Genomic DNA, 22,666 nt, shown 5'->3' with positions numbered 1-22,666 from the left:
ACAGGAGAACGAATATGGGTTTTCTCGCCGGCAAGAAGCTGCTCATCACGGGCGTACTGTCCAACCGCTCCATCGCCTACGGCATCGCCCGCGCCTGCCACCAACAGGGGGCCGAGCTCGCCTTCAGCTACGTGGGCGAGCGCTTCAAGGATCGCATCAGCGAGTTTGCGGCAGAGTTCGGCTCCAAGCTGGTGTTTGACTGCGACGTGGCCGACGATGCACAGATCGAGAAGATGTTTGCCGACCTGTCCGCCACCTGGGGCAAGTTTGACGGCTTCGTGCACAGCATAGGCTTTGCGCCGCGCGAGGCGATTGCCGGCAACTTCCTCGAAGGCCTGTCACGCGAAGGCTTTCGCATCGCGCACGACATCAGCGCCTACAGCTTCCCGGCCATGGCCAAGGCCGCCCTGCCCTACCTGAACGATAAATCGTCGCTCTTGACCCTGTCCTACCTGGGCGCGCTGCGCAGCATCCCCAACTACAACACCATGGGCCTGGCCAAGGCGAGCCTTGAGGCCAGCGTGCGCTATCTGGCAGAGGCCGTGGGCCGCACGGCGGACGGCCGCGCCATCCGCGCCAACGGCATCAGCGCCGGCCCCATCAAAACCCTGGCCGCCAGCGGCATCAAGGACTTCGGCAAACTGCTCGGCCGCGTGGCCGACGCCGCCCCGCTGCGCCGCAACGTGACGATCGAGGACGTGGGCAATGTGGCGGCCTTCCTGCTCTCCGACCTGGCCAGCGGTGTGACGGCCGAGATCACCTACGTGGACGGGGGCTTCAGCCAGACGGCGGGGCTGAGCGCGGATCAGGTATAAACCGCCGCAAAGCCAAAAAACCCAGCCCTGCGGCCAATGCGGTGCGCAGGGCTTTTTAGCGCCAATACTGGGCATACTTGTGCGGACTGGTGGTCTTGATGACTTTCCGTCACCCATCAGAAACCGGTCTGCAGATTGCGCTTCTTCTGGTCCGTCACGCTTTGCCAGCGTCCGGATCGTAGTAGAAATTGGCCGTCGCACCACCGTCGATCAAGAATTCACTGCCAGTGATAAAGCCGCCTTCCGGCCCCATGATCAGCCCAGCCACTTCGTCCGGCGTACCGGCGCGTCCGGCTGGCATCTTCTTCAGCATCGCCTGGGAGAAGTCCGCGCGTTCGCCATGCAGTTCGTCGTGCGCCAGCGGCTTCACGATGATGCCGGGCGGATCGAATTGACCTGCGCGCCGCGCTTGGCCCACTGCACTGCCTCGCCGCGCACGCGCAGCGAGTTGCACGCATGCAGCGTGCTTTCGACGTTCTTGACGAAGTCGAGTGCCAGCAAGTCGTCCGCCGGCGCGGTCGCCAGCAGCGCATCCTGTGCGGCAGTCAGCGCCGGCATGCGGTAGCCGGACTGCGAGGAGATCACCACGCCCAAGCCGCCTTTGGCAATCACCCGGCCGAACTCTTCCAGCAGCATCGAGATGCCGTACAGATCGACCTTGAGGATCGCCTCGATGAACGCCTGCGAGGGCGACACGCCCGCCACCTGCACCAGCGCCTTGATCTGCCCCAGTTCCTGCGCCTTGCGGATCACGGCCTGGATCGAGTTTCGATCCGAAACATCGGCCTGCATGGCCGTGGTTTCGAATCCCGCGTTCTCGAGCAATTTGGCGGCCGCGTCAGCGGCTTCCTGACGGTGATCGGAGAGCAGGACATGGCGGCCGCTGCTGATGCGGTGGACAATCGCCAAGCCGATGCCGCCGGCGCCGACGACTACGGTTACATCTGTCCTTTCAGTTCTCTTTCTGAGCTTGGGAGTCGATCTTTCATATATGTGTTGACGCCGACCGAAAACTGAGCCACTTTTTGCGGTGATGCCGACGCAAATTTGAGCCAGGTGTTTTACCTACCCTGCTGCATTTTTGAGCAGGGGAATGAAGAAGGTGATCACCATGGACATGATTGGCAAGATCAGGCGGATGCACCGCCGGGACAAGAAGACGAAGAGGCAGATCTCGAGGGAGACGGGGCTATCGAGGAACACGGTGGCCAAGTGGCTCGATGAGGTTGAGTCGCTCGAGCCCAAGTACCGCCGGGAGGCGGTCAAGACCACGAAGCTGTCGGCCTATGAGGCCGAACTCACACAAGCGTTGAAGGCCGATGCCAGGCGGCCCAAGAAGGAGCGGCGCACGGCCAAGGCGCTGTTTGCGCAGATCAAGGCGGCCGGATACGAGGGTGGGTACACACGGGTGACGGACTTCATCCGCAAGTGGCGCCAAGGCAAAGGTCAGGGCGATGCAGCCAAGGCTTTCGTGCCCCTGACGTTCGAGCTGGGCGAGGCCTTCCAGTTCGACTGGAGCGAAGACGGGCTGGTGATCGGTGGGGTGTACTACCGGCTGCAGGTCTCGCACATGTTGCTGTGCGCCAGCGGCGCGTTCTGGCAGGGCAAGGGCCGCGTGGTCAACGCCCGCTTTGCCGCCATGTGCGCGCACTACCTGTTCGATGCGGACTTTTGCAACCGCGCCAGCGGCTGGGAGAAGGGGCGCGTGGAGAAGGACGTGCAGGACAGTCGCAGGCGCATCTGGCTGGAGGCCGGGCAGCGGCGCTTTGGCAGCTTTGCCGAACTCAACGCCTGGCTGGGCGAGCGCTGCCGGGCCCTGTGGCAAGAGTTGCGCCACCCGCAGCACAAAGAATTCAGCATCGCCGAGATGCTCGAACTCGAGCAAGAGCACCTCATGCCCATGCCTGCGGCGTTTGACGGCTACGTCGAGCACCCGGTGCGGGTCAGCAGCACCTGCCTGGTGACAGTGGCGCGCAACCGCTACTCGGTGCCCTGTGAATGGGCAGGGCAGATGGTCAGCACGCACCTGTACCCGGCGCAGATCGTGGTGGTGGCCGGCGATACCGTGGTGGCCACGCACGAGCGCCTGAGCGAGCGCAACCAGACACGCTACGACTGGCAGCACTACGTGCCACTGATCGAGCGCAAGCCAGGGGCGCTGCGCAACGGCGCTCCGTTTGCCGATCTGCCCGACCCCTTGCAACGCATGCGGCGCGCCCTGCTGCATCAGGACGGCGGCGACAAGGTCATGGCGCAGGTGCTGGCCGAAGTGCCCAAGCAAGGGCTGGACGCGGTACTGGTGGCGGTGGAGCTGGCGCTGCAGAGCGCCCCACCCTCAGGGCGGGTGAGCTGCGAACACGTCATCAACGTGCTGGCACGCTTGCAGGCACAGCCCCTGCCCGAGACAGTTGCCACCATCCTGCAGGTGAGCCAGGCCCCCCTGGCCGACACGGCACGCTACGACAGCCTGCGCACAGACATTGTCGTGCAGGAGGCCGATCATGCGTGAGTTGGACAAAGAGCTCAAAGAGCTGCGCCTGTATGGCATGGCGGGGGCCTGGGAGGATCTGGTCAAGCAAGGCGGTCATGCGACATTGGAGAGCTCGCGCTGGTTGCTGGAGCACCTGCTGCAGGCCGAGGCGGCGACCGTGCCATGCGCTCGATCAGCTACCAGATGCACACGGCCAAGTTCCCTGTGCACCGCGACCTGGCGGGCTTTGACTTCGAGTGCTCGCCGGTGGGCAGAAAGCTGATCGAACAGCTCGCAGGCATGGCGTTCACCGAGCAGGCGCACAACGTGGTGCTGGTAGGTGGCCCCGGCACGGGCAAGACGCACCTGGCCACGGCCATCGGCGTGGCGGGCATCACGCGCCATGGCTCACGGGTGCGGTTTTACTCCACAGTGGATCTGGTCAACGCGCTGGAGCAGGAGAAGGCCCAGGGCAAGGCGGGGCGCATCGCAGCGAGCTTGCAGCGCATGGATCTGGTCATCCTCGATGAACTGGGTTATCTGCCCTTCAGCCAGGCTGGAGGTGCCTTGTTGTTCCATCTGCTCTCCAAGCTCTACGAGCACACCAGCGTGATGATCACGACCAACCTGGACTTCAAGGAGTGGTCCAGCGTGTTTGGCGACGCCAAGATGACCACGGCGCTGCTGGATCGGCTCACGCACCATTGCCACATCGTGGAGACGGGCAACGAGTCGCACCGCTTCCTGCACAGCACGGCCGTGGCCAAGAAACGCATCAAGGCACGTGAACAGGCACACAAGGGGCAGCCGTTTTGAAGGCCAGAAGGCAAGCCGCTGGCGCGGCTTGCCTTCTTCAATACCGATGACAACAGTCCTTCAAGGAGATTACGAACCGGGATCAGGCACTACACTTATCCACAGCCGGCCCTCTCAGGCTGGCTTGCAGCCCTGGCTCAAAATTCAAGCGGCACGGTGGCTCAATTTTGAATCGGCGCCAACACTCGGTGGAGCGGCGCATCACACACCCGGCTGTATCCGTCATCACCGCCACCGCGCGCGGCAAGCTGTTCGCACGCCACCCGCCGTGACGGCCGCAGCGCGTGCGGGCAGGCGGCGCGCCGGGGTTGGCGGGAGGGTTATTACGGGACTAGAGCCGCTGCACGACAATGAAACCATCGTCTCTCCCACGGGTGCTGTATATGTCCGGTCGTGCGTTGGCGTTTTTGCTCGTTATTTCTCACCCGATGGCCTTCGCGGGCGTCCCCAGTGTCCCGCCGGCACCGACCGCAGCCGCAGCCGGCGAGCAGGCCTTGTCTGGTTGCCCGGCGGTGCTCAGGCACAGGTTTCCCAGATTGCAAGATGACAGCCCGCAATCGCTGTGCCAGTACCAGGGCAAGGTGATCCTGGTGGTCAATACGGCCAGCTATTGCGGGTTCACGTACCAATACCAGGGCCTGGAGGCGCTGTTCCAGAAGTACAAAGACCGCGGCCTGGTCGTGCTGGGCTTTCCCTCGAACGACTTTTTCCAGGAAAAAAACGACAACAAGGAAATCGCGGACTTTTGCTACAACACCTATGGCGTGATCTTCCCGATGTTCGCGCGCTCTGCGGTGCGGGGCTCGGATGCCAACCCACTCTACAAACAGCTGGCGCAGATGACCGGCAAAGTGCCGGGATGGAACTTCAACAAATACCTCATTGACCGATCGGGGCTTTCGGTCACCCACTACCCGAGCACGGTCGAGCCCGAAAGCACGGCGTTTCTGGGGCAGTTGGAGAAACTGCTCGCCAAACCCTGATGAGGCGCCGAGCCATTGTTACAGGCACTGGCTACGGGTTTCGACCCCAGGATCAGCGCGCCATACGCTACGATTTTTACTATGATTTTCGCAGCAGCTGCGCCAGGGCCGCTGCCAGCTGGGGATGGCGCCAGGCAAACCCTGCCCCCTGCGTGCGGCGCGGCGCCAGGCGCTGGCCCCCGAGCAGCAGCACCGACATTTCGCCCAGCGCCAGGCGCAGCACCCAGGCCGGTGCGGGCAGCACGGCCGGGCGGCCCAGCGTGCGCGCCAGGGTCTGGGTGAATTCGGTGTTGCGCACCGCCTCGGGTGCGCAGGCGTTGTAGGGGCCGCTACAGGCATCGTTGTGCAACAAGTGGTCCATCAGAGCCACCTGGTCGTCCAGATGGATCCAGGGCATCCACTGCTGGCCGCTGCCCAGGCGCCCGCCCAGGCCCAACCTGAAAGGCGGCAGCAGCCGCGCCAGCATGCCCCCCTGCGGGGCCAGCACGGGCGCGGTGCGCAGCAGCGCCACGCGCACGCCCCACTGGCGCGCGCGCTCGGCCTCTTGCTCCCAGGCCACGCACAGGCGGCTGCCGAAGTCGGCGTTGCCCGGCGCGCTGTCTTCGGCCAGCCATTGCTCGCCGCGGTCGCCATACCAGCCGACGGCCGAGCCTGACAGCAGCACGCGCGGGGGCGCGGCTTGCCGGCCCATCCAGTCGACCAGGGTGCGCGTCAGATCCACACGGCTGTGCCACAGCAGGTCGCGCCGCGCAGCGGTCCAGGGGCGGTCGGCAATCGGCGCGCCTGCGAGATTGACCACGGCGTCCAGCGGCGCGCTACCGTCAAGCGCTTGCAGTTGCGCGATGCCCTGTGCGCCGCTGCACAGGCGCGGTACTTGAGCCGTGTCACGGCTCCAGACGAAAAGGTCGTGGCCCTGTCGCTGCCAGTGCTGGCACAAGGCCCGGCCGATCAGGCCGGTGCCGCCGGTGAGCAGAATGCGCATGGTGCGTTTCCTTCCAATCGTTGTGCGGGTTACCAACGCAGGCGCTGGCCGTCATAGGCCCAGAAGCCCCCGCTGTCCTCGGGCTGCAAGCCATCGATCACCGCCAAGAGGTCGCGCGCAGCGTCGCGGGCAGGCCGCCAGATTTGCGCGCCGCGAAACGGGGCCGAGAGCGCCGAGTCCACGGTGCCCGGGTGCAGCGCTGCGACCACCGCCTGCGGGTGGGTGCGGGCCAGTTCGATGGCCGCCGTCTTTACCACCATGTTCAGCGCCGCCTTGGAGGCGCGGTAGCTGTACCAACCACCCAGGCGGTTGTCGCCAATGCTGCCGACTTTGGCTGAAAGCACCGCGAGCACGCTGCGCTCGCCGTGCGCCAACTGCGGGGCGAAATGCGCCAGCGCCAAGGCTGGCCCAATGGTGTTGACGGCAAAGCTAGCCGCCATGTGCTCGGCACTCAGGTCTGTCAGACGCTTTTCGGGCTTGCCCGTGGGACCTTGCAGCATGCCTGTGGCCACCAGCACCAGGTTCCATGGGCCTTGTGTAAACAATGAGTGCGCCGCCTCGGCAATGCTGGGCGGGGCGTCGAAGTCCACAGCTGGCGTGGTGGAGCGCCCCAACGTGAGCATCTTTGCGCAGTATGGGTCGTCTCGCAATTGGGCGGCCAGTGCACCACCGATAGCGCCTGAGGCGCCAAGCACCAGCGCGCGGTAACCAGCAGGTAGGGATTGCATGGAGAGTCCTTTCGGGTGCTGTAGTCAGAGCGTGTCCAGCCGTTCGCGCAGATGCCCGGCTTGCGTTCGCAGCGCCGCGCGCTGCGCGTCGGACATTTTTTGCAGCTGGCGGTACACCAGCGCCAGGCGCCGGTTGCCTTGCAACGTCGGGGCGTGACGCTCAAAAAAGTCCCAGTACAGGGCGTTGAAGGGGCAGGCGCGCGCGCCGGTTTTTTGCTTTGGGTCGTAGGCGCAGCCCTGGCAGTAGTCGCCCATGCGCTGCAGATAGGCGGCGCTGCTCACATAGGGCTTGGTGGCAATCACGCCGCCATCGGCGCGCTGGCTCATGCCCAGGGTGTTGGGCAGCTCCACCCACTCGAAGGCGTCGATGTAGATACCCAGGTACCAGCGGTGCAGCGCCTGCGGCTCCAGCCCGGCAAGCAGCGCGAAGTTGCCGATCACCATCAGCCGCTGGATGTGGTGCGCGTGCGCCGTTTGCAGCGACTGCGTGATGGCAAGGTGCAGGCAGCGCATGTGCGTCTCGCCGTTCCAGAACCAGCGCGGCAGCGGGGCGTGATGACCGAGGGCGTTGCGCGTCTCGTAGCCGGGCATGTTGGCCCAGTAGATGCCGCGCACGTATTCGCGCCAGCCCACGATCTGGCGCACAAATCCTTCTACGGCAGCCAGCGGCGCCTGGCCCCCGCGCCAGGCGGCTTTGGCGCGCTGCACCACTTCCAGCGGGTGCAGCATCTTCACATTGAGCGCAAACGACAGCAGCGAATGGAACAGGCGCGGCGCCTGGGCGGCCAGTGCATCCTCATAGTCGCCAAAATGCGGCAGCGCTGTGGTGATGAAGGCATCCAGGCAGGCCAGCGCTTCTGTGCGGTTCAGCGGCCAGCGCAGGGCGGCGGCTTGCGGGTCGCCAAAGCTTTGCACCCCGGCGCGCTGCACCATGCGCCACAAGTCGCTGTGGTCATGCTGGGGGCGCCAGTCGGCGGGCACGGGCGGGGTGCCGGGCCAGCGTTTGCGGTTGTCGTGGTCAAAATTCCATTGCCCGCCTTCGGGTGCGCCGTCGGCGTCCAACAACAGCTTGTAGCGGCGGCGCATGTGGCGGTAGAAATGTTCCATCAGCCACTGCTTACGCTGGCCCATCAGTGCGGCAAGCTCGCCGCGTTGGGTCAAAAAATGCTCGCTGTCCATCACCGCCCAATCCAGCGGCTGGGCGGCGCCCCAGGCCTGCAGTTGGGCGTCCAGCCGCCATTCGTCGGGCTGCTGCCACTCGATGCGCTGGGCGGCGTAGTGCGCGGCCAGTGCTGCCAGGTTGCCGGGGATGGACTGGCGGTTGCCGGGGTCGTCCAATGCGACGTAGCGCACGCGGTGGCCGCCCGCGCGCAAGTAGCGCGCAAAGTCGCGCATGGCGGCGAAGATGGCGAGGATTTTCTGCGCGTGGTGCAGTACGTAGTCGGTCTCCTGGCGCACCTCCATCAGCACATACACCACTTGCTCGTCCACCTGGGAAAACCAGCTGTGGCCTGGGTGCAGTTGGTCGCCCAGCACCAAGCGCAGGGTGTGGGCGGCCGTCATTCCTGCAACCCCGATGGCGGATGCGGGGCCTTGCGCTGGCGGCGACAGCGCTCGGAGCAGAACTTCACCTCGTCCCACACCTTGGCCCATTTTTTGCGCCATGCAAAGAGGCGCCCGCAGCACAGGCAGTGCTTTTGCGGCAGATGCGGCTTGCGGTGCATGGCTCAAAAATCCAGGCTTTGCTGGGGGGAGGTGAACGGCAGCTGGCGGCGGCCGGCGGTGCGGCGCAGCAGGCGCGAGCCATGCTTTTCCACGATCGCCGCCTTGGCCGCCCGTATCGGTTCCTGGTTGCGCAAGGCGTGTAAGCGCGCCTTGGCGGCCTTGGTGGCGCTGGCCAGATCGACCAATGGCGTCGCAATGTCCTGCCCAACGCGTACGCCACAGCGCGCTTGCACCTCGGGCGGCATGCGCCAGGGCTCGAACAGCCAGGCATCGGGCACGCGCCGCAGCGCGGGCAGCCAGCGGCGCACGAACACACCATGGGGGTCGTGATCCTGCGCCTGCTTGATGGGGTTGTAGACGCGCGTGGTGTTGATGCCGGTGGTGCCGGCCTGCATCTGCATCTGGCTCCAGTGAATGCCGGGCTCGTAGTCCAGAAACTGCCGCGCCAGCCACAGCCCCACGGCGCGCCAATGCAGCCACAGCGGGTAGGCAGCCACCGACACCAGCATGGCGCGCATGCGAAAGTTGACCCAGCCGGTCTCGCGCAACATGGCCACGCAGGCGTCCACCATGGGCCAGCCAGTACGGCCCGCCTGCAGGGCATCGAAGTGGGCGGGGTTCCAGTCCTCTTCACGCAGGCCGTCGTAGCCGCGGTGCAGGTTGCGCCACTCCAGTTCGGGCTCGGATTCGAGCTTCTGGATGAAGTGGCAGTGCCAGTGCATCCGGCTCATGAAGGCGGCCAGGCCCTGGCGCAGGCGCGCCGCCCGGGGGTCATCCGCGGACTTGAGCTGCACTTGCCGCAGCTGCGTGGCCTGCACCACTTCGCGCATGCCCAGGCAGCCCAGCGCCAGGTACGGCGACAGGCGCGAGCAGGCCGTGGGTGCTGTCAACGGAGACGAAATGCCGTCCCGATACCAGGCCCCGCGCATGTGCAAAAAATCATGCAGCACCTGCTGGCCCGGCGTGCGCCCGCCACGCTGGCGCTGGGGTGGATCGTGCGCGTCGGCCAGCTCCATGGTCTCGGGCGCGGGCCAGGTGTCGCTCCAAGGTAAAGAAATAGATCGCAGGCTGGCCGGCAGCGGCGGCGGCAGGCAGGGCGCCTGCATATGCGCCTGCCACAGACCGTGCCAGCGCTCGCGCGAGGGCAGGCGCCGCACCACGCCGTGCTGCGGCCATTCCTGCCAGGCCACGCCCTGCCGGCGGCACCAGCGGGCTACGGCCAGATCGCGGGCATAGGTGGCACCGTTGCCGGTTTCCTCGTGCGACACCAGGCGCGCAAAGGGCTGCAGTGCGTGCAGCCGGGCCAGTACCTCTGGCACCTCGCCCAATGCCAGCTGCAGCCGCGCGCCGCAACTGCGCAATTGCTGCGCCAGGTCGCGCAGGCTCTCGCGCAGAAACTGGTAGTGCTGCAGCGCACTGTCTGGCTGCGCCCACAGGCTGGGCTCCACCACGTACAGGCACAGCACCGGGCCATGCGCGGCGGCATGTGCCAGCGGGGCATGGTCGTGTACCCGCAAGTCGCGCTTGAACCAGACGACGGTGTAGCCCATGACTCACATCCGCTCAATGCGCCGGATCCTGGCGCTCGTGCGGTACCCAGATCAGCGACGAGGTATCGACGCCCAGCGCCTGCGCCCGCGCCACGATGGCGTCGCGCTGCGCGGCGGGCAGCTGCTTGTCGCGCGCCAGAATCCAGCAGTAGTTGGTGTCCGGCCCCAGCACCAACGCCCAGCGGTAGTCCGGGTCCAGCGCGGCGACGTGGTAGCCGCCGTAGAACGGCCCGAAGAAGGATACCTTGAGGGAGCCCGTGGTGGGCGCGCCGGTGAACAAGGCCTTGCCCACGGCCTCGCGCCACTGGCCGGTGGCGCTCGCATAGCCGCGGTTGACCACGCGCACGCTGCCGTCAGCCTGCGCGGTGTAGGTGGCAGTGACATCGGTCATACCGCGCTCGAACGCGTGATCGAGCCGCGCCAGTTCGTACCAGCGGCCCGCGTAGCGCTGCACGTCAAAAGGGGTGACGGCCGTGACGCCGGGCGGCGGGCGCGTGCTGGCGCAGCCGGCCAGCAGCAGGCCAGTGCCGACCACCAGCAGGGCCAGCAGCCCGAGGCGTTGGCGGCGCGACAGGGGGGTGCGTGCGCTGGCTAACGTGCGTGCAATGAACTGCATGGCCAATCCTTCCTTCGGTCAATGGGCGTGGCGCCACTGCGCCACCAAGGGCTGCAAGCCCGACAGATGCTGTACGGCGCTGATGCCGGGCAGCGGCCATTGGTGTAGGGCGGTACACGCGCCGCCCACCCACAGTGCGGTGGTGGCCGGCAGTTGGGCGCGCAGCTCGCGCAGGCTGGTCTGCACCACGGCAGCCTTGTGCAGGTTGCTGAAGCTCAGCGCCACCACATCGGCGCGATGCGCCAGCGCCGCCTGGGCGATGTCGGTCAACGGGGTCTGCGTGCCCAGCGACACACAGGTGCAGCCCTCCAGCGCCAACAGCGCCTCGACCATCAGCAGTCCCAGGCTGTGCTGCTCTTGCGGCACGGTGGTGAGCAGCACCTTGGGGCCTTGTGGCACGGGCTGCGGGGTCAGCGAGGCGATGGCATGGCGCAACACGCCGGTGATGACCTCGGTGTACAGATGTTCTTCAAAGACTTCAAAACACCCCTGCGCCCAGGCTTCGCCCACCGCCGTCGTCAGCGGCGCCACCAGATCGGTCACGAACGGGGCCAGCCCCATGCGCAACTGGGCATGGCTGAGGCCGTGCCGCAGGGCGCGCGGGTCGTGCGTGCCAATGGCGTGAAGCAGCGCCTCAATCAGGGGATCAGCGCCTGCATTGTCCATGATTGTCTTGGACAAAATGACAGCCGATACCGGGGCGTGCTGCGTCAACAGGTCTTGCAAAGCAGCCTGACCCAGGCCGACCACCTTGCCAGGGCGCAAGCCGGAATCGAGCAGCCGACTGATCAGCTTGAGCTGCTGCACCTGCTCCAGGCTGTACAGCCTGTCGCCCGAGGAATCACGCGACGGCGTGGGAAACCGATAGCGCCGCTCCCACACGCGCAGCGTGTCCTTGCCCAGGCCGGTTTCGCGTTCGACAGCGGCAATCGGCAGCCCGGCATTGCCGGGCGCGGGCGGTGCCGTGACGGTCGGAGGGGTCAGTGAATTCATGGCGATTGGGGCTGGTTCGTTTAATTGTCTAGGACAAAAATGTTTTTGTCTAGTACATTACGCCACAGGAGCAGCGCAACCGTGCTGCACGGGCAAGCATCACGGATCGGAAAAGTCCATGAAAGTCGCAGTCATTGGATCGGGCATTTCGGGCCTGGCGGCCGCACACCGGCTGCGCGGGCAGGCGCGGGTCACGCTGTTCGAGGCGGGTCGCTACTTCGGCGGCCACACCCACACCGTGGATGTGTCCTTGCCCGATGCGCATGGCCAAACCGTGACGCACGGGGTGGACACCGGCTTTCTGGTGTTCAACGAGCGCACCTACCCCGGCTTGATCGCGCTGCTGGACGAGTTGCAGGTGCCCACGGCCGCGTCGGACATGTCGTTTTCCGTCCAGGTGCCGGGCGCGGGCGCGTTGGGCGCCGGGGCGCTGGAGTGGAGCGGCTCCAGCCTGACCACCGTGTTTGCCCAGCGGCGCAACCTGCTGCGCCCGCGCTTTTTGGGGATGCTGTCGGAGCTGCTGCGCTTCAATCGCCTGTGCACTGCGCTGGCCGACAGTGGCCAGGAGCAGGCGCTGGCCCAGCCGCTGGGTGAGTTTTTGGACCAGCACGGCTTTGGCGCGGCGTTTCGCCACTGGTATTTCCTGCCCATGCTGGGCTGTATCTGGAGCTGCCCGACCGATCAGATGCTGCGCTTTCCCGTGGCCACCATGGTGCGCTTTTGCCACAACCACGGCCTGATCCAGGTGCAGAACCGGCCGCAGTGGCACACCGTGGCGGGCGGGGCGCGGCAGTATGTGCATGCCATCCTGGACGGCCTGGATGCGCGGCTGCAAACCCCTGTAGAGCGCATCGAGCGCAATGCCGCTGGTGTATTTATCCGCACTGGCAGCGGCGTGGAGCACTTCGATGCCGTGGTGCTGGCCGTACACAGCGACCAGGCATTGCGCCTGCTGGCGCGGCCCAGCGCCGCCGAGCAGCGGGTGCTGGGCGCCATCCGCTACCAGCCCAACCGCGCCGTACTGCACACCGACACCCGCGTGATGCCAAGGCGCCGCGCCGCCTGGGCGGCATGGAACTACGAGCGCGCAGCCAACGGCACGCAGGAGTCTGCCCGCGTCTGCCTGCATTACTGGCTCAACCGCCTGCAGCCGCTGCCGTTTGCGCAGCCGGTGCTGGTGTCGCTCAACCCCGTGCGCGGCATCGACCCGGCGCGGGTGCTGGGCGCGTTCGACTACGACCACCCGGTGTTCGACCTGGGGGCGCTGGCCGCGCAAAAGCAGCTGCCGCTGCTGCAAGGCGCGCAGCACACCTGGTTTGCGGGCGCATGGACGGGCTATGGCTTTCATGAGGATGGCCTGCAGTCGGGCTACCGCGCCGCCGATGCGCTGCTGGCGCAACTGCGCCGGCGGGAGGCAGCATGACCCCGGCAATGCACCTGGCCGCCCCGGCGGGCAACGTGCCGCACATCGGCTTTGGCCATGTGTGGCACACCCGGCTGCGCCCGCGCCGCCACCGCTTCATCGTGCCCACCTTCTTTCTGCTGCTACCCATGCGCACACTGCGCGGGCGGCCCGAGGCAGCGGGCGTGCTGGCGCTCAACCGCGCGGGTGCGCTGTCGTTTCGCGACGCCGACCATGGCGGCGGCAAAAACCCGCGCCAGGGCGGCGCGCTGGCCTGGCTGGAGACGCTGCTGCAGGCCGAGGGCATCACCGATGCGCAGGGCGAAATCTGGCTGCAGTGCTACCCGCGCGTGCTGGGCTACAGCTTCAAGCCAGTGAGCTTTTGGTACTGCCACCGCCAGGACGGCAGCCTGCGCGCCATCGTGGCCGAGGTGAACAACACCTTTGGCGAGCGCCACGCCTACCTGCTCGACCACCCGCACTACGGCCAGGAGCTGCGGGCGCGCAAGGCCTTCCACGTCTCACCGTTTTGCGCCATCGATGGCGGCTACCGCTTTGAGTTTCGCCGGGGTGGGGCCGACGGCCTGCAATCGGCGCGCGTGCGCATCGACTACCACGACGCCGAGGGCCCCGTGCTGCTCACCGGCATGGCCGGGCGGCTGGAGCCGCTCACCGCCGCCAGCCGCCGCCGCGCGCTGTGGCGCTACCCCCTGCTGACGCTGGGCGTGATGGCCCGCATTCTCTGGAACGCCTTGCTGCTGTGGCTCAAGCAGGTGCCGTTCCACACCAAGCCCCAGGCGCCGGCGATGCCTGTGTCCCGTTCATCTTCCCGTTCATCTTCATCCGACCACTGACCATGAACACCACGACCACTGCGTTTCAACTTTCGTTGCCTGCCGGCCTGCCGGCCCCTGCGCGCCACGGCCTGCGCCTGCTGCAGCGCCTGCAGCACGGCACGCTGCACCTGGAGCTGCCCGACGGCAGCACGCTGCAACTGGGCCAGGGCAACCAGCCGCACGCCAGCCTGCGCCTGCACGATTGGCGGGTGTTTGGCGCGGTGCTGCGCTCGGGCGACATCGGCCTGGCCGAGGGCTATATCGATCAGCACTGGAGCACGCCGCACTTGGGTGACTTGCTGCGCCTGCTGATGGCCAACCGCGAGGCACTGGAGTCGCTGGTGTACGGCGCCTGGTGGGGGCGGCTGGCCTACCGGCTGCGCCATCTGCTCCACCGCAACACGCGCACCGGCAGCCGGCGCAACATCCAGGCCCACTACGACCTGGGCAACGCCTTCTACCAGTTGTGGCTGGACCCGAGCATGAATTACTCGTCCGCCTGGTTCCAGGGCGATCTGGCGGGCGATTTGACCGCCGCGCAGCATGCCAAGGTGCGCCGCGCGCTGCACAGCGCCGGCGTGCAAGCGGGTAGCCGGGTGCTGGAGATTGGCTGCGGCTGGGGCGCGCTGGCCGAGATGGCGGCGGGCGAGTTTCAAGCCCGGGTGACCGGCGTGACGCTCTCCAACGAGCAACTGGCGTTTGGCCAGCAGCGCTTGCAGCGCGCCGGGCTGGCGGCCCGGGCCGAGCTGCGCCTGCAGGACTACCGCGACATCCAGGACGCGCCGTTCGACGCCATCTGCTCCATCGAAATGGTCGAGGCCGTTGGCCAGGCCTACTGGCCCAGCTACTTTCGCACCGTGGCGCGCTTGCTCAAACCGGGCGGGCGCGCCTGCGTGCAAAGCATCGTCATCGACGACGTGCTGTTCGAGCGCTATGTGCAGGGAACGGACTTCATCCAGCAGTACGTCTTCCCCGGCGGCTGCCTGCCCAGCCCGGCGCGCTTTCGCGCGGCGGCGCAGCAGGCCGGTCTGCGCGTGGTGGAGGAGCTGGCCTTTGGCGCCGACTACGCCGAGACCTTGCGCCGCTGGCACCGCCAGTTCACCCAGCAGCATGCCCAGGTGCTGGCGCAGGGTTTTGATGCGAAGTTCCTGCGCACCTGGGAGTTCTACCTCGCGTACTGCGAAGCCGCCTTCGACAGCGGCAGCACCGATGTGGTGCAGTACACATTGGTGAAAAATTAAAAAATGATAGCTGCCAGCGCTTGATGCATATGCCTTACCGCCTGATTTCACCATTGATTTACCTGGCGAGAGTCCGCGTGCTGGCCGCAGCGGTGGCCATGGGGGTGGCTGTTGCCAGCGCGGGCCCTGGCGTATCGGCAGCGGACGCATCGGCCCCGCCCGCCTTCATACACCAGGCGCTGCCCGATGCAACGCTGTGGGGCCAGGGGCAGATGCGATTTTTCGGGCTGCGCATCTACGACGCGCGCCTGTGGGCCGGCCCGCAGTTTGAAGCGGCCAACTTTGGTGCCTACCCGCTGGCGCTGGAGCTGACCTACCACCGCGCCTTTACCGGCGCCGCCATTGCCCAGCGCTCCATCGAGGAGATCGAGCGCCAGGGAGATCTGGCGCCAGCGCAGGCCCAGCGCTGGCAAAGGGCGCTGGCCGCCGTGCTGCCCGACGTCCAGCCGGGCGAGCGCCTCACGGGTCTGTACCAGCCTGGCCTGGGAATGCGCCTGTGGCGCGGCCAGCAGGCCCTGGGTGCGATTGACGACGCGGAGCTGGCACGCCGCTTTTTCGGCATCTGGCTGTCGCCACGCACGTCAGAACCCGGCCTGCGCAGCGCCTTGCTGGCGCGCAAGCCAGGAGCCGGGCCATGACCCACACCGTGCCATGGGATGCGTCGCAGGTGCTGCCCTGGCGCGCCGGGCTGGCCTACGGGCTGCTGGGCTTGCCGCTGGCCTTTGCCGCGCTGCCGCTGTACGTGGTGCTGCCGCACTATTACGCCAGCAACCTTGGCCTGCCGCTGGCCAGTGTGGGGGCGCTGCTGCTTCTGGTGCGGCTGATCGATGCCGGGGCCGAACCGCTGCTCGGGCGCCTGAGCGACCAGTTGTACCGCCGCACCGCGCACACCGTGCTGTGGGTGGCGGGGGCGGCGGCGCTGCTCTTGAGCGGCGGCATGGCGGGGCTGTTTTTTCCGCCGGTGCGGGGGCCGGGGGCACTGGCGGCGTGGATGGTGGCGGGCCTCTTGTTCACCTGCCTGGCGCACAGTCTGCTGGTCATTGCCCACCAGGCCTGGGGAGTGCGCCTGGGGGGTGACACCGTGCAGCGCAGCCGCATCGTGGCCTGGCGCGAGGGGCCGGGCTTGATCGGCGTGGTCACGGCCAGCGCGCTCTCGGTGGCCTGGGGCGCGGGCACCATGCTGGGCGTGTTCGCACTGGCATTGCTGGCCGGTTGGCTGGCGCTGTGGCAGGCGCCGCGTCCGCCGTTTTCAGCCGCGCCGCAGGAGGGGCATGAGGGACGGGAGCCGCGCTATCGCCAACTTTGGCAGCCGCTGACCCAGGCGCCCTTCCGCCGTCTGCTGACGGTGTTTCTGTGCAATGGCATCGCCAGCGCCATACCAGCCGCGCTGATGTTGTTCTTCGCCCAGGATCGGCTGCAGGCTACGTCGCCGCAGATTGCGCTGTTCCTGGTGCTGTATTTCGTCAGCGGTGCGCTGTCCATGCCCGGTTGGCTGCGGGTGGTGCGCCGCTTCGGGCTGGAGCGGGCGTGGCTGGCCGGCATGTTGCTGGCGGTGGCCTGCTTTGGCTGGGCGGCCGCGCTGCAGGGCGGGCAGGTGGCGGCATTTGCCGTGATCTGCGTGCTGTCGGGCGCGGCGCTGGGCGCCGACCTGGCCGTGCCCGGCGCACTGCTGGCCTTGCTGATCGAGCGCAGCGGCGCACAGGGAACGAATGACGGAGCCTACCTGGGCTGGTGGAACCTGGCCACCAAGCTCAACCTGGCGCTGGCGGCCGGGGCCACGCTGCCGCTGCTGCAATGGCTGGGCTACCTGCCGGGCAGCCAGGATCCGCTGGCACTGCAACGCCTGGCATGGATTTATGCGCTGCTGCCCTGCGCGCTCAAGCTGATGGCGGCCTGGTTGCTGCATCGCCTGTTGATCGCCTCTCAAAACCCACCCCAAGGAGTGACACCATGAACACACGCCGCCATGTCTTGCTTGCCCTGCTCGCGGGCTCGGCTGTGCTGGCCGGCTGCGCCAGCCCCCAGGTGAACGACTACGCGCAGCAGCGCCCAAAGCTGGAGCTGGATCGCTATTTCAATGGCCGCATCCGCGCCCACGGCATTTTTCAAAAACGCGGCGGCGAGGTGGTGCGCCGCTTCACCGTGGTGATGGACTGCCACTGGGAGGGCAACCAGGGCGTGCTGGACGAGGCCTTCAGCTATTCCGACGGCAGCACCCAGCGCCGCGTCTGGCGCCTGGCCAAACTCGCGGATGGCCGCTACACCGGCCGTGCCGATGACGTGGTGGGCGAGGCCAAGGGGCAGGAATCTGGCAACGCCTTCCGCTGGAACTACACGCTGCGCCTGCCGGTGGACGGCAAGGAGTACGACGTGCAGTTTGACGACTGGATGTTCCTGGTCGATGAGCGGGTGATGCTCAACCGCGCCACCATGAGCAAGTTTGGCATCACGCTGGGCGAGGTGCTGCTGTCTTTCACCAAGGACTAACGCCGTGCCGCTCAATCCCCCCATCACCGACTGGCGCGGCCAACGCGTGTGGCTGATCGGCGCGTCCAGCGGCATTGGGCGCGCTGTCGCGTCGCTGCTGCACGCACGTGGCGCGCAGGTGTGCGTGTCGGCGCGCCAGCAGGCCTTGCTCGATGCCTTCGTGCGCGAGCACCCCGGCAGCCAGGCGCTGGCGTTGGATGTGACCGACGCGCAGGCCGTCGCCGGCGCGGCGCAGCAGCTGTTGGCGGGCGGCCTGCTGGATTTGGTCTGCTACTGCGCCGGCCACTACCGCCCCATGTCGGCTGGCGCGCTGGACTTGCCCGAGCTGCTGCAGCACCAGAGCGTGAACGTTACGGGCGCGCTGCACGTGCTGGCCGCCGTGGTGCCCGCGTTGCTCCAGGCCGCCGGCGCTGGGCGCGCGCCGCACCTGAGCCTGGTGGCCAGCGTGGCCGGTTGGCGCGCCTTGCCACAAAGCCTGGCCTACGGGCCCACCAAGGCGGCGCTGATTAACCTGGCGGAAAACCTGTTTCTTGACCTGCGCCCTCAGGGCGTGGGCGTCAGCCTGATCAACCCCGGTTTCGTCGATACCCCGCTGACGGCGCAAAACCAGTTTGCCATGCCGGCACTGCTCACGCCGGAGCAGGCGGCACAAGCCATCATGCGCGGCTGGGAGCGGGGGCAGTTCGAGCTGCACTTTCCCAAGCGCTTCACGGGCGTGCTCAAGCTCATGCGCTGCCTGCCGTACCGCTGGTATTTCCCGCTGGTGCACCGTTTCACGGGGCTTTGAGCATGCGCGTTTCCACCCCGATCGTTTGCGGCGACACCCAGGCCACAGCGCAGGCCGCCACCCAGCGGCTGATTGCGCTTTACGAGCAGCTCTCGCCCGAGCACCTGGCCACGCTGGACGCCTATTACGCGCCCGACGCGCATTTCAAGGACCCCTTCAACGACGTGCACGGCGTGCCCGCCATCGCGCAGATTTTTGCGCACATGTTCGCCACGCTGGATCAGCCCCGCTTTGCCGTCACCCAGCACATCGTGCAAGGCGACCAGGCCTTTATGGGCTGGGAGTTCCGCTTTCGCATGCGCCGCTGGCGCCCGCAGGTGGAGCAATGCATCCACGGTGCCACCCTGGTGCGCTTTGACGCCCAGGGCCGCGTGGCGCTGCACCGCGACTATTGGGATGCCGCCCAGGAGCTGTACGAAAAACTGCCCGTGCTGGGTGGCCTGATGCGCTGGCTGCGCCGATCCGCCTCGGCTACTTTAACCACCAAGGTGCCCCATGCTTACCGTCCATCACCTTGAAACGTCGCGCTCGCAGCGCATCCTCTGGCTGCTCGAAGAGCTGGCCGTTCCCTATGACATCCGCCTCTACCGGCGCGACCCGGTGAGCCGACTGGCGCCTGCGGCGCTCAAGCAAATCCACCAGCTGGGCAAGTCGCCCGTGGTGACCGATGGCGATACCGTGGTGGCCGAATCGGGCGCCATCATCGAATACTTGGTGGAACGCTTTGGCGCCCAGGCACGGAACGAACTGGCCCAGCTGGAGCCGGCGCGGGGGACACCCGAACATCGCCAGTGCCGCTTCTGGATGCACTACGCGGAAGGCTCGTTGATGAACTGGCTGGTCATGAAGCTGGTTTTCGACACCATTCCGCGCCAGCCCATGCCGTTTTTTGTGCGCCCGATCGCACGCGCCCTATGCAGCAAAGTGCAGCAAAAACTCATTCACCCCAACGTTCAAACCGCGCTGGCGTTCATCGATGGGCATTTGGCCAAGAACCGCTGGTTTGACGGCGAGCACCTGAGCATGGCCGATTTTCAGATGAGCTTTTCCGTTGAGGCCGCCCTCGCGCGGGGCGGCGACGAGTCCCAGTGGCCGCACCTCGTTGCCTACCGCCAGCGCATGCAGGAACGGCCGGCTTACCAGCGAGCGCTGGACAAGGGCGGGCCGGTGTTGATGCAAGCCTGAAGCCCAACCAAGATGACAGCCCCAGCCCACACCGACACGCAACAGCCGCCTGCCAGTGCAACAAGCGCCCTGGTCTGGCTGCGCCGCGACCTGCGCTGCGGCGACCATGCCGCGCTGTACCACGCGCTGCGCCGGTATCCGAGGGTGTATTGCGCCTTCGTGTTCGATACCGACATCCTGGACGCGCTGCCCAATCACGGGAATCAGCGCCAGGATCGCCGTGTGGAATTCATCCACGCCAGCGTGCTGGAGCTGCACGACGGCCTGCAGCGGCTGGCCGCGCAAAGCGGCGCGCCCGGCGGCGGGTTGATCGTGCGCCATGGCCCCGCGCTGCCATGCATCGTGCAGCTGGCGCAAGAGCTGGGCGTGCAGGAGGTGCTGGTCAATCGCGACTACGAGCCCCAGGCCATCGCCCGCGACCAGCACGTGGCCCAGGCCTTGCATGCGCTGGGCATTGCCTTCAGCGACTACAAGGATCAGGTGCTGCTCGACCGGGACGAGGTGCTGACCCAGCAGGGCCGGCCCTACAGCGTGTTCACGCCCTACAAGCGCGCCTGGCTGCAAAGTCTTGACGATTTCCAGCTCACACCCTACCCCGTCGATCGCTACGCCCAGCACCTGGCGCCGCTGCCCGCCGGTGAACGCCTGCCCACGCTGTCAGAGCTGGGCTTTGGCCCCACCAATTTGCACGAGCTACCCCTGCCCACGGGCATGAGCGGCGCACAGCGGCTGCTGCAAGACTTTGTGCCGCGCATGGCGGCGTACCAGGAGGCGCGTGACTACCCTGGGCGCAAGGGCGTGTCCTACCTGTCGGTGCACCTGCGCTTTGGCACCGTGTCCATCCGCCAGCTGGCGCGGCTGGCGGCAAAACAGGCTGTCCAGGGCTGCCAGGGCGCACAGACCTGGCTATCCGAACTGGCCTGGCGCGACTTCTACTTCATGATTCTGTGGCACCACCCGCAGGTCGTCACGCAGTCGTTCAAGCCCGAGTACGACCGGTTGCAGTGGGAAGAAGCGCCCGCGCTGTGGCAGGCTTGGCGCGAGGCGCGCACCGGCTACCCGCTGGTCGACGCCGCCATGCGCCAGTTGCTGCAAACCGGCTATATGCACAACCGCCTGCGCATGGTGGTGGCGAGCTTTCTGACCAAGGATTTGGGCATCGACTGGCGCCGCGGCGAGCGCTTTTTTGCCCAGCACCTGAACGACTACGACCTGGCGGCGAACAACGGCGGCTGGCAGTGGGCAGCGTCCACCGGGTGCGACGCCCAGCCTTACTTTCGCATCTTCAACCCCATCATGCAGTCGCAGCGCTTCGACCCCGACGGGGGTTTCATTCGCCGCTACCTGCCCGAGCTGGCGCGCGTGCCCGATGCGCACATCCACTTTCCCGCAGCCATGAAACCCGCCGCTCTGGCCGCCTGCGGCCTGCGCCTGGGCGTGGACTACCCGCTGCCCGTGGTGGACCACGCGCGAGCGCGCCAGCGCACGCTGATGCGTTTTTCGATTCTTTCAGAAAGCGAAATTTCATGAAGGCGCAAAATTATGGAATTACGTCACCTTCGTTACTTTTTGGCGGTTGCTGAGGAGCTCCACTTCGCCCGTGCTGCAGAACGGTTGCATATCGATCAGTCGCCCCTGTCCCGCGCCGTCAAGGAGCTGGAAGAGGAACTAGGAGCACGCCTGTTTGTTCGCACCACCCGCAGCACTCAACTGACCCGTGCGGGGCGACTTTTCCTGGAACACGTTCCACGCGTCTTTGCCTCCATAGAGCAGGCACGCGACAGCGTCAGATCGGCCGCCAATGGTTTTCACGGCCAGTTGCGCATCGCCTTGTCGGACGGTATCACGCCATCGCGACTACCGGCGCTGCTAGTGTAGCGTTCGATTCTTGATTGAACTTAAAAAGTCGGCTGGTATCCCATGCTTAACTGGAGCTTGAAAGGGAGCCAATCCATGCGAGTTGCGCCAAAGATCGAATTGACGGATGAAGAGCGTGCGGCGTTGACGAAGCTTTGGCGCTCGGGCCTGACGAGCGTACGTCTGGCGCAGCGCGCACGCATCATCTTGCTGGCAGACCAGGGCCTGAACAACAAGGATATTGCCGCGCAACTGGGCATCGGTCGCATGCAGCCGGCGCGCTGGCGCGAGCGCTACCTGCAAGGCGGCATCAAGGCTATCGAGCGCGACTTGCCACGCGGCGCGCCGCCGGTAAAGGTGGACGTGGCCCAGCTGGTGCAGTTGACAACCCAGAGCAGCCCCGAAGCGATCACGCACTGGAGCACCGCAAGATGGGCACGCTGCTGGGCGTCAGCGCCAGCACCGTGATGCGCCATTGGCATGCGCACGGGCTCAAGCCGCATCTGGTGCACAGCTTCAAGGTCTCGCGTGACCCCCAGTTTGCCCAGAAGCTCGAAGACATCGTGGGCTTGTACATGTCCCCGCCTGAGCATGCCCTGGTGCTGTGCTGCGACGAGAAGAGCCAGGTGCAGGCGCTCGATCGCACGCAGCCGGAACTGCCCCTGAAGAAGGGGCGTGCGCAGACGATGACGCACGACTACAAGCGCCACGGCACGACCACATTGTTTGCGGCGCTCAACGTGCTCGATGGCCAAGTCATCAGCCAATGCCAGCAGCGCCACACCCATGTGCAGTGGTTGAAGTTCCTCAAGCAGATCGACCGCGAGACACCCAAGGACAAAACGCTGCACCTGATCGCCGACAACTACGCCACGCACAAGCACCCGGTGGTGCAGGACTGGCTGGCCAAGCACCCGCGCTTTCACATGCACTTCACGCCGACCTCGGCGTCGTGGCTGAACATGGTCGAGCGTTTCTTTCGTGACCTGACCACAGAACGGCTGCGCCGCGGCGTATTCACCAGCGTGCCGCAGCTGGTGGCCGCCATTGATGAATACGTGGCACATCACAATACCAACCCCAAACCGTTCATCTGGACCAAGAGCGCCCGCGACATCCTGCAGAAGGTCATTCGGGCCAATAGCCGATTAAGCTCCAAACAGAATGGAACACTACACTAGCCTCGCGTAGCC

The 22,666-nt window shown here is 66.4% G+C and carries 22 protein-coding genes and 3 pseudogenes; 16 read left to right on the top strand and 9 right to left on the bottom strand.

What is annotated here, in order from left to right; genetic code table 11:
* Window positions 1–14 precede the first annotated feature (14 nt).
* Window positions 15–815, top strand: coding sequence for an enoyl-ACP reductase FabI (fabI, locus tag P4826_RS02815; RefSeq protein ID WP_317702457.1), 801 nt, complete (start codon window positions 15–17; stop codon window positions 813–815).
* A gap of 154 nt (window positions 816–969) precedes the next feature.
* On the opposite strand, the gene P4826_RS02810 is transcribed toward fabI, so the two are convergent.
* Window positions 970–1,185 carry a Rossmann-fold NAD(P)-binding domain-containing protein gene (locus tag P4826_RS02810; RefSeq protein ID WP_317702456.1) on the bottom strand — a complete coding sequence of 72 codons (216 nt, stop codon included), beginning with the start codon at window positions 1,183–1,185 and terminating at the stop codon, window positions 970–972.
* Window positions 1,182–1,724 (bottom strand): SDR family NAD(P)-dependent oxidoreductase, encoded by a 543-nt coding sequence (locus tag P4826_RS02805; protein WP_317702455.1) that lies wholly within the window; start codon window positions 1,722–1,724, stop codon window positions 1,182–1,184. Before P4826_RS02805 ends, P4826_RS02810 begins: the two co-directional genes overlap by 4 nt.
* Before the next feature lie 202 nt (window positions 1,725–1,926).
* Between P4826_RS02805 and P4826_RS02800 the strand changes: the two genes are divergently transcribed.
* The 3 genes and pseudogenes from P4826_RS02800 (at window position 1,927) to P4826_RS02790 (ending at window position 5,084) form a co-directional block, all read left to right on the top strand.
* Window positions 1,927–3,324 carry a Mu transposase domain-containing protein gene (locus P4826_RS02800; RefSeq protein ID WP_317703693.1) on the top strand — a complete coding sequence of 466 codons (1,398 nt, stop codon included), beginning with the start codon at window positions 1,927–1,929 and terminating at the stop codon, window positions 3,322–3,324.
* Window positions 3,325–3,382: 58 nt separating this feature from the next.
* Window positions 3,383–4,101 (top strand): annotated as a pseudogene (istB, locus tag P4826_RS02795) (IS21-like element helper ATPase IstB).
* A 383-nt stretch (window positions 4,102–4,484) separates the two neighbouring features.
* The gene (locus P4826_RS02790; protein ID WP_317702454.1) at window positions 4,485–5,084 is read left to right on the top strand and encodes a glutathione peroxidase; all 600 of its coding nucleotides are present in this window, start codon (window positions 4,485–4,487) and stop codon (window positions 5,082–5,084) included.
* Window positions 5,085–5,163: 79 nt separating this feature from the next.
* On the opposite strand, the gene P4826_RS02785 is transcribed toward P4826_RS02790, so the two are convergent.
* From P4826_RS02785 to P4826_RS02755, 7 genes are read right to left on the bottom strand one after another with little or no spacing between them, the layout of a single operon-like run.
* A complete protein-coding gene (locus tag P4826_RS02785; protein ID WP_317702453.1) occupies window positions 5,164–6,066 on the bottom strand; it encodes a TIGR01777 family oxidoreductase in 903 nt (300 codons plus the stop codon).
* 29 nt (window positions 6,067–6,095) lie between these two features.
* Window positions 6,096–6,794 (bottom strand): SDR family NAD(P)-dependent oxidoreductase, encoded by a 699-nt coding sequence (locus P4826_RS02780; RefSeq protein WP_317702452.1) that lies wholly within the window; start codon window positions 6,792–6,794, stop codon window positions 6,096–6,098.
* 24 nt (window positions 6,795–6,818) lie between these two features.
* Window positions 6,819–8,357 (bottom strand): cryptochrome/photolyase family protein, encoded by a 1,539-nt coding sequence (locus tag P4826_RS02775; RefSeq protein ID WP_317702451.1) that lies wholly within the window; start codon window positions 8,355–8,357, stop codon window positions 6,819–6,821.
* Window positions 8,354–8,518 (bottom strand): DUF2256 domain-containing protein, encoded by a 165-nt coding sequence (locus P4826_RS02770; RefSeq protein WP_317702450.1) that lies wholly within the window; start codon window positions 8,516–8,518, stop codon window positions 8,354–8,356. The genes P4826_RS02775 and P4826_RS02770 overlap by 4 nt, the downstream gene beginning before the upstream one ends.
* 3 nt (window positions 8,519–8,521) lie before the next feature.
* Window positions 8,522–10,069, bottom strand: a complete 1,548-nt coding sequence (locus tag P4826_RS02765) for a cryptochrome/deoxyribodipyrimidine photo-lyase family protein (protein ID WP_317702449.1) — start codon at window positions 10,067–10,069, stop codon at window positions 8,522–8,524.
* A gap of 13 nt (window positions 10,070–10,082) precedes the next feature.
* Window positions 10,083–10,685, bottom strand: a complete 603-nt coding sequence (locus P4826_RS02760; RefSeq protein WP_317702448.1) for a lipocalin family protein — start codon at window positions 10,683–10,685, stop codon at window positions 10,083–10,085.
* Between the two features lie 18 nt (window positions 10,686–10,703).
* The gene (locus P4826_RS02755; RefSeq protein WP_317702447.1) at window positions 10,704–11,678 is read right to left on the bottom strand and encodes a MerR family transcriptional regulator; all 975 of its coding nucleotides are present in this window, start codon (window positions 11,676–11,678) and stop codon (window positions 10,704–10,706) included.
* Window positions 11,679–11,796: 118 nt separating this feature from the next.
* Between P4826_RS02755 and P4826_RS02750 the strand changes: the two genes are divergently transcribed.
* The 12 genes and pseudogenes from P4826_RS02750 to P4826_RS02695 all read left to right on the top strand — a co-directional run bounded on the left by P4826_RS02750 (window position 11,797) and on the right by P4826_RS02695 (window position 22,654).
* On the top strand, window positions 11,797–13,101 hold the full coding sequence (locus tag P4826_RS02750; protein WP_317702446.1) for an NAD(P)/FAD-dependent oxidoreductase: 1,305 nt from the start codon (window positions 11,797–11,799) through the stop codon (window positions 13,099–13,101).
* An 8-nt stretch (window positions 13,102–13,109) separates the two neighbouring features.
* Window positions 13,110–13,934, top strand: coding sequence for a DUF1365 domain-containing protein (locus tag P4826_RS02745; RefSeq protein ID WP_317703692.1), 825 nt, complete (start codon window positions 13,110–13,112; stop codon window positions 13,932–13,934).
* Between the two features lie 2 nt (window positions 13,935–13,936).
* On the top strand, window positions 13,937–15,157 hold the full coding sequence (locus P4826_RS02740; protein ID WP_317702445.1) for a cyclopropane-fatty-acyl-phospholipid synthase family protein: 1,221 nt from the start codon (window positions 13,937–13,939) through the stop codon (window positions 15,155–15,157).
* A 77-nt stretch (window positions 15,158–15,234) separates the two neighbouring features.
* Window positions 15,235–15,795: a chalcone isomerase family protein gene (locus P4826_RS02735; protein ID WP_317702444.1), complete on the top strand. Its 561-nt coding sequence runs from the start codon at window positions 15,235–15,237 to the stop codon at window positions 15,793–15,795.
* Window positions 15,792–17,111 (top strand): MFS transporter, encoded by a 1,320-nt coding sequence (locus P4826_RS02730; protein ID WP_317702443.1) that lies wholly within the window; start codon window positions 15,792–15,794, stop codon window positions 17,109–17,111. Before P4826_RS02735 ends, P4826_RS02730 begins: the two co-directional genes overlap by 4 nt.
* Window positions 17,108–17,644 carry a DUF3833 domain-containing protein gene (locus tag P4826_RS02725; protein WP_317702442.1) on the top strand — a complete coding sequence of 179 codons (537 nt, stop codon included), beginning with the start codon at window positions 17,108–17,110 and terminating at the stop codon, window positions 17,642–17,644. The genes P4826_RS02730 and P4826_RS02725 overlap by 4 nt, the downstream gene beginning before the upstream one ends.
* Window positions 17,645–17,648: 4 nt before the next feature.
* The gene (locus tag P4826_RS02720) at window positions 17,649–18,431 is read left to right on the top strand and encodes an SDR family NAD(P)-dependent oxidoreductase (RefSeq protein WP_317702441.1); all 783 of its coding nucleotides are present in this window, start codon (window positions 17,649–17,651) and stop codon (window positions 18,429–18,431) included.
* A 2-nt stretch (window positions 18,432–18,433) separates the two neighbouring features.
* The gene (locus tag P4826_RS02715; RefSeq protein ID WP_317702440.1) at window positions 18,434–18,949 is read left to right on the top strand and encodes a nuclear transport factor 2 family protein; all 516 of its coding nucleotides are present in this window, start codon (window positions 18,434–18,436) and stop codon (window positions 18,947–18,949) included.
* The gene (locus P4826_RS02710; RefSeq protein WP_317702439.1) at window positions 18,927–19,616 is read left to right on the top strand and encodes a glutathione S-transferase family protein; all 690 of its coding nucleotides are present in this window, start codon (window positions 18,927–18,929) and stop codon (window positions 19,614–19,616) included. Before P4826_RS02715 ends, P4826_RS02710 begins: the two co-directional genes overlap by 23 nt.
* Before the next feature lie 12 nt (window positions 19,617–19,628).
* A complete protein-coding gene (locus P4826_RS02705) occupies window positions 19,629–21,146 on the top strand; it encodes a cryptochrome/photolyase family protein (RefSeq protein WP_317702438.1) in 1,518 nt (505 codons plus the stop codon).
* Between the two features lie 12 nt (window positions 21,147–21,158).
* Window positions 21,159–21,488, top strand: a pseudogene (locus P4826_RS02700) (LysR family transcriptional regulator); the annotation flags it as partial.
* A gap of 81 nt (window positions 21,489–21,569) precedes the next feature.
* A pseudogene (locus P4826_RS02695) lies at window positions 21,570–22,654 on the top strand (IS630 family transposase).
* Window positions 22,655–22,666: the final 12 nt, after the last annotated feature.

The sequence above is a fragment of the Diaphorobacter limosus genome (assembly GCF_033100095.1).
Lineage (GTDB): Bacteria > Pseudomonadota > Gammaproteobacteria > Burkholderiales > Burkholderiaceae_C > Alicycliphilus > Alicycliphilus limosus.
The sequence above is the reverse complement of the archived record's forward strand: the minus strand, read 5'-3'. Positions and strand labels throughout refer to the sequence as shown.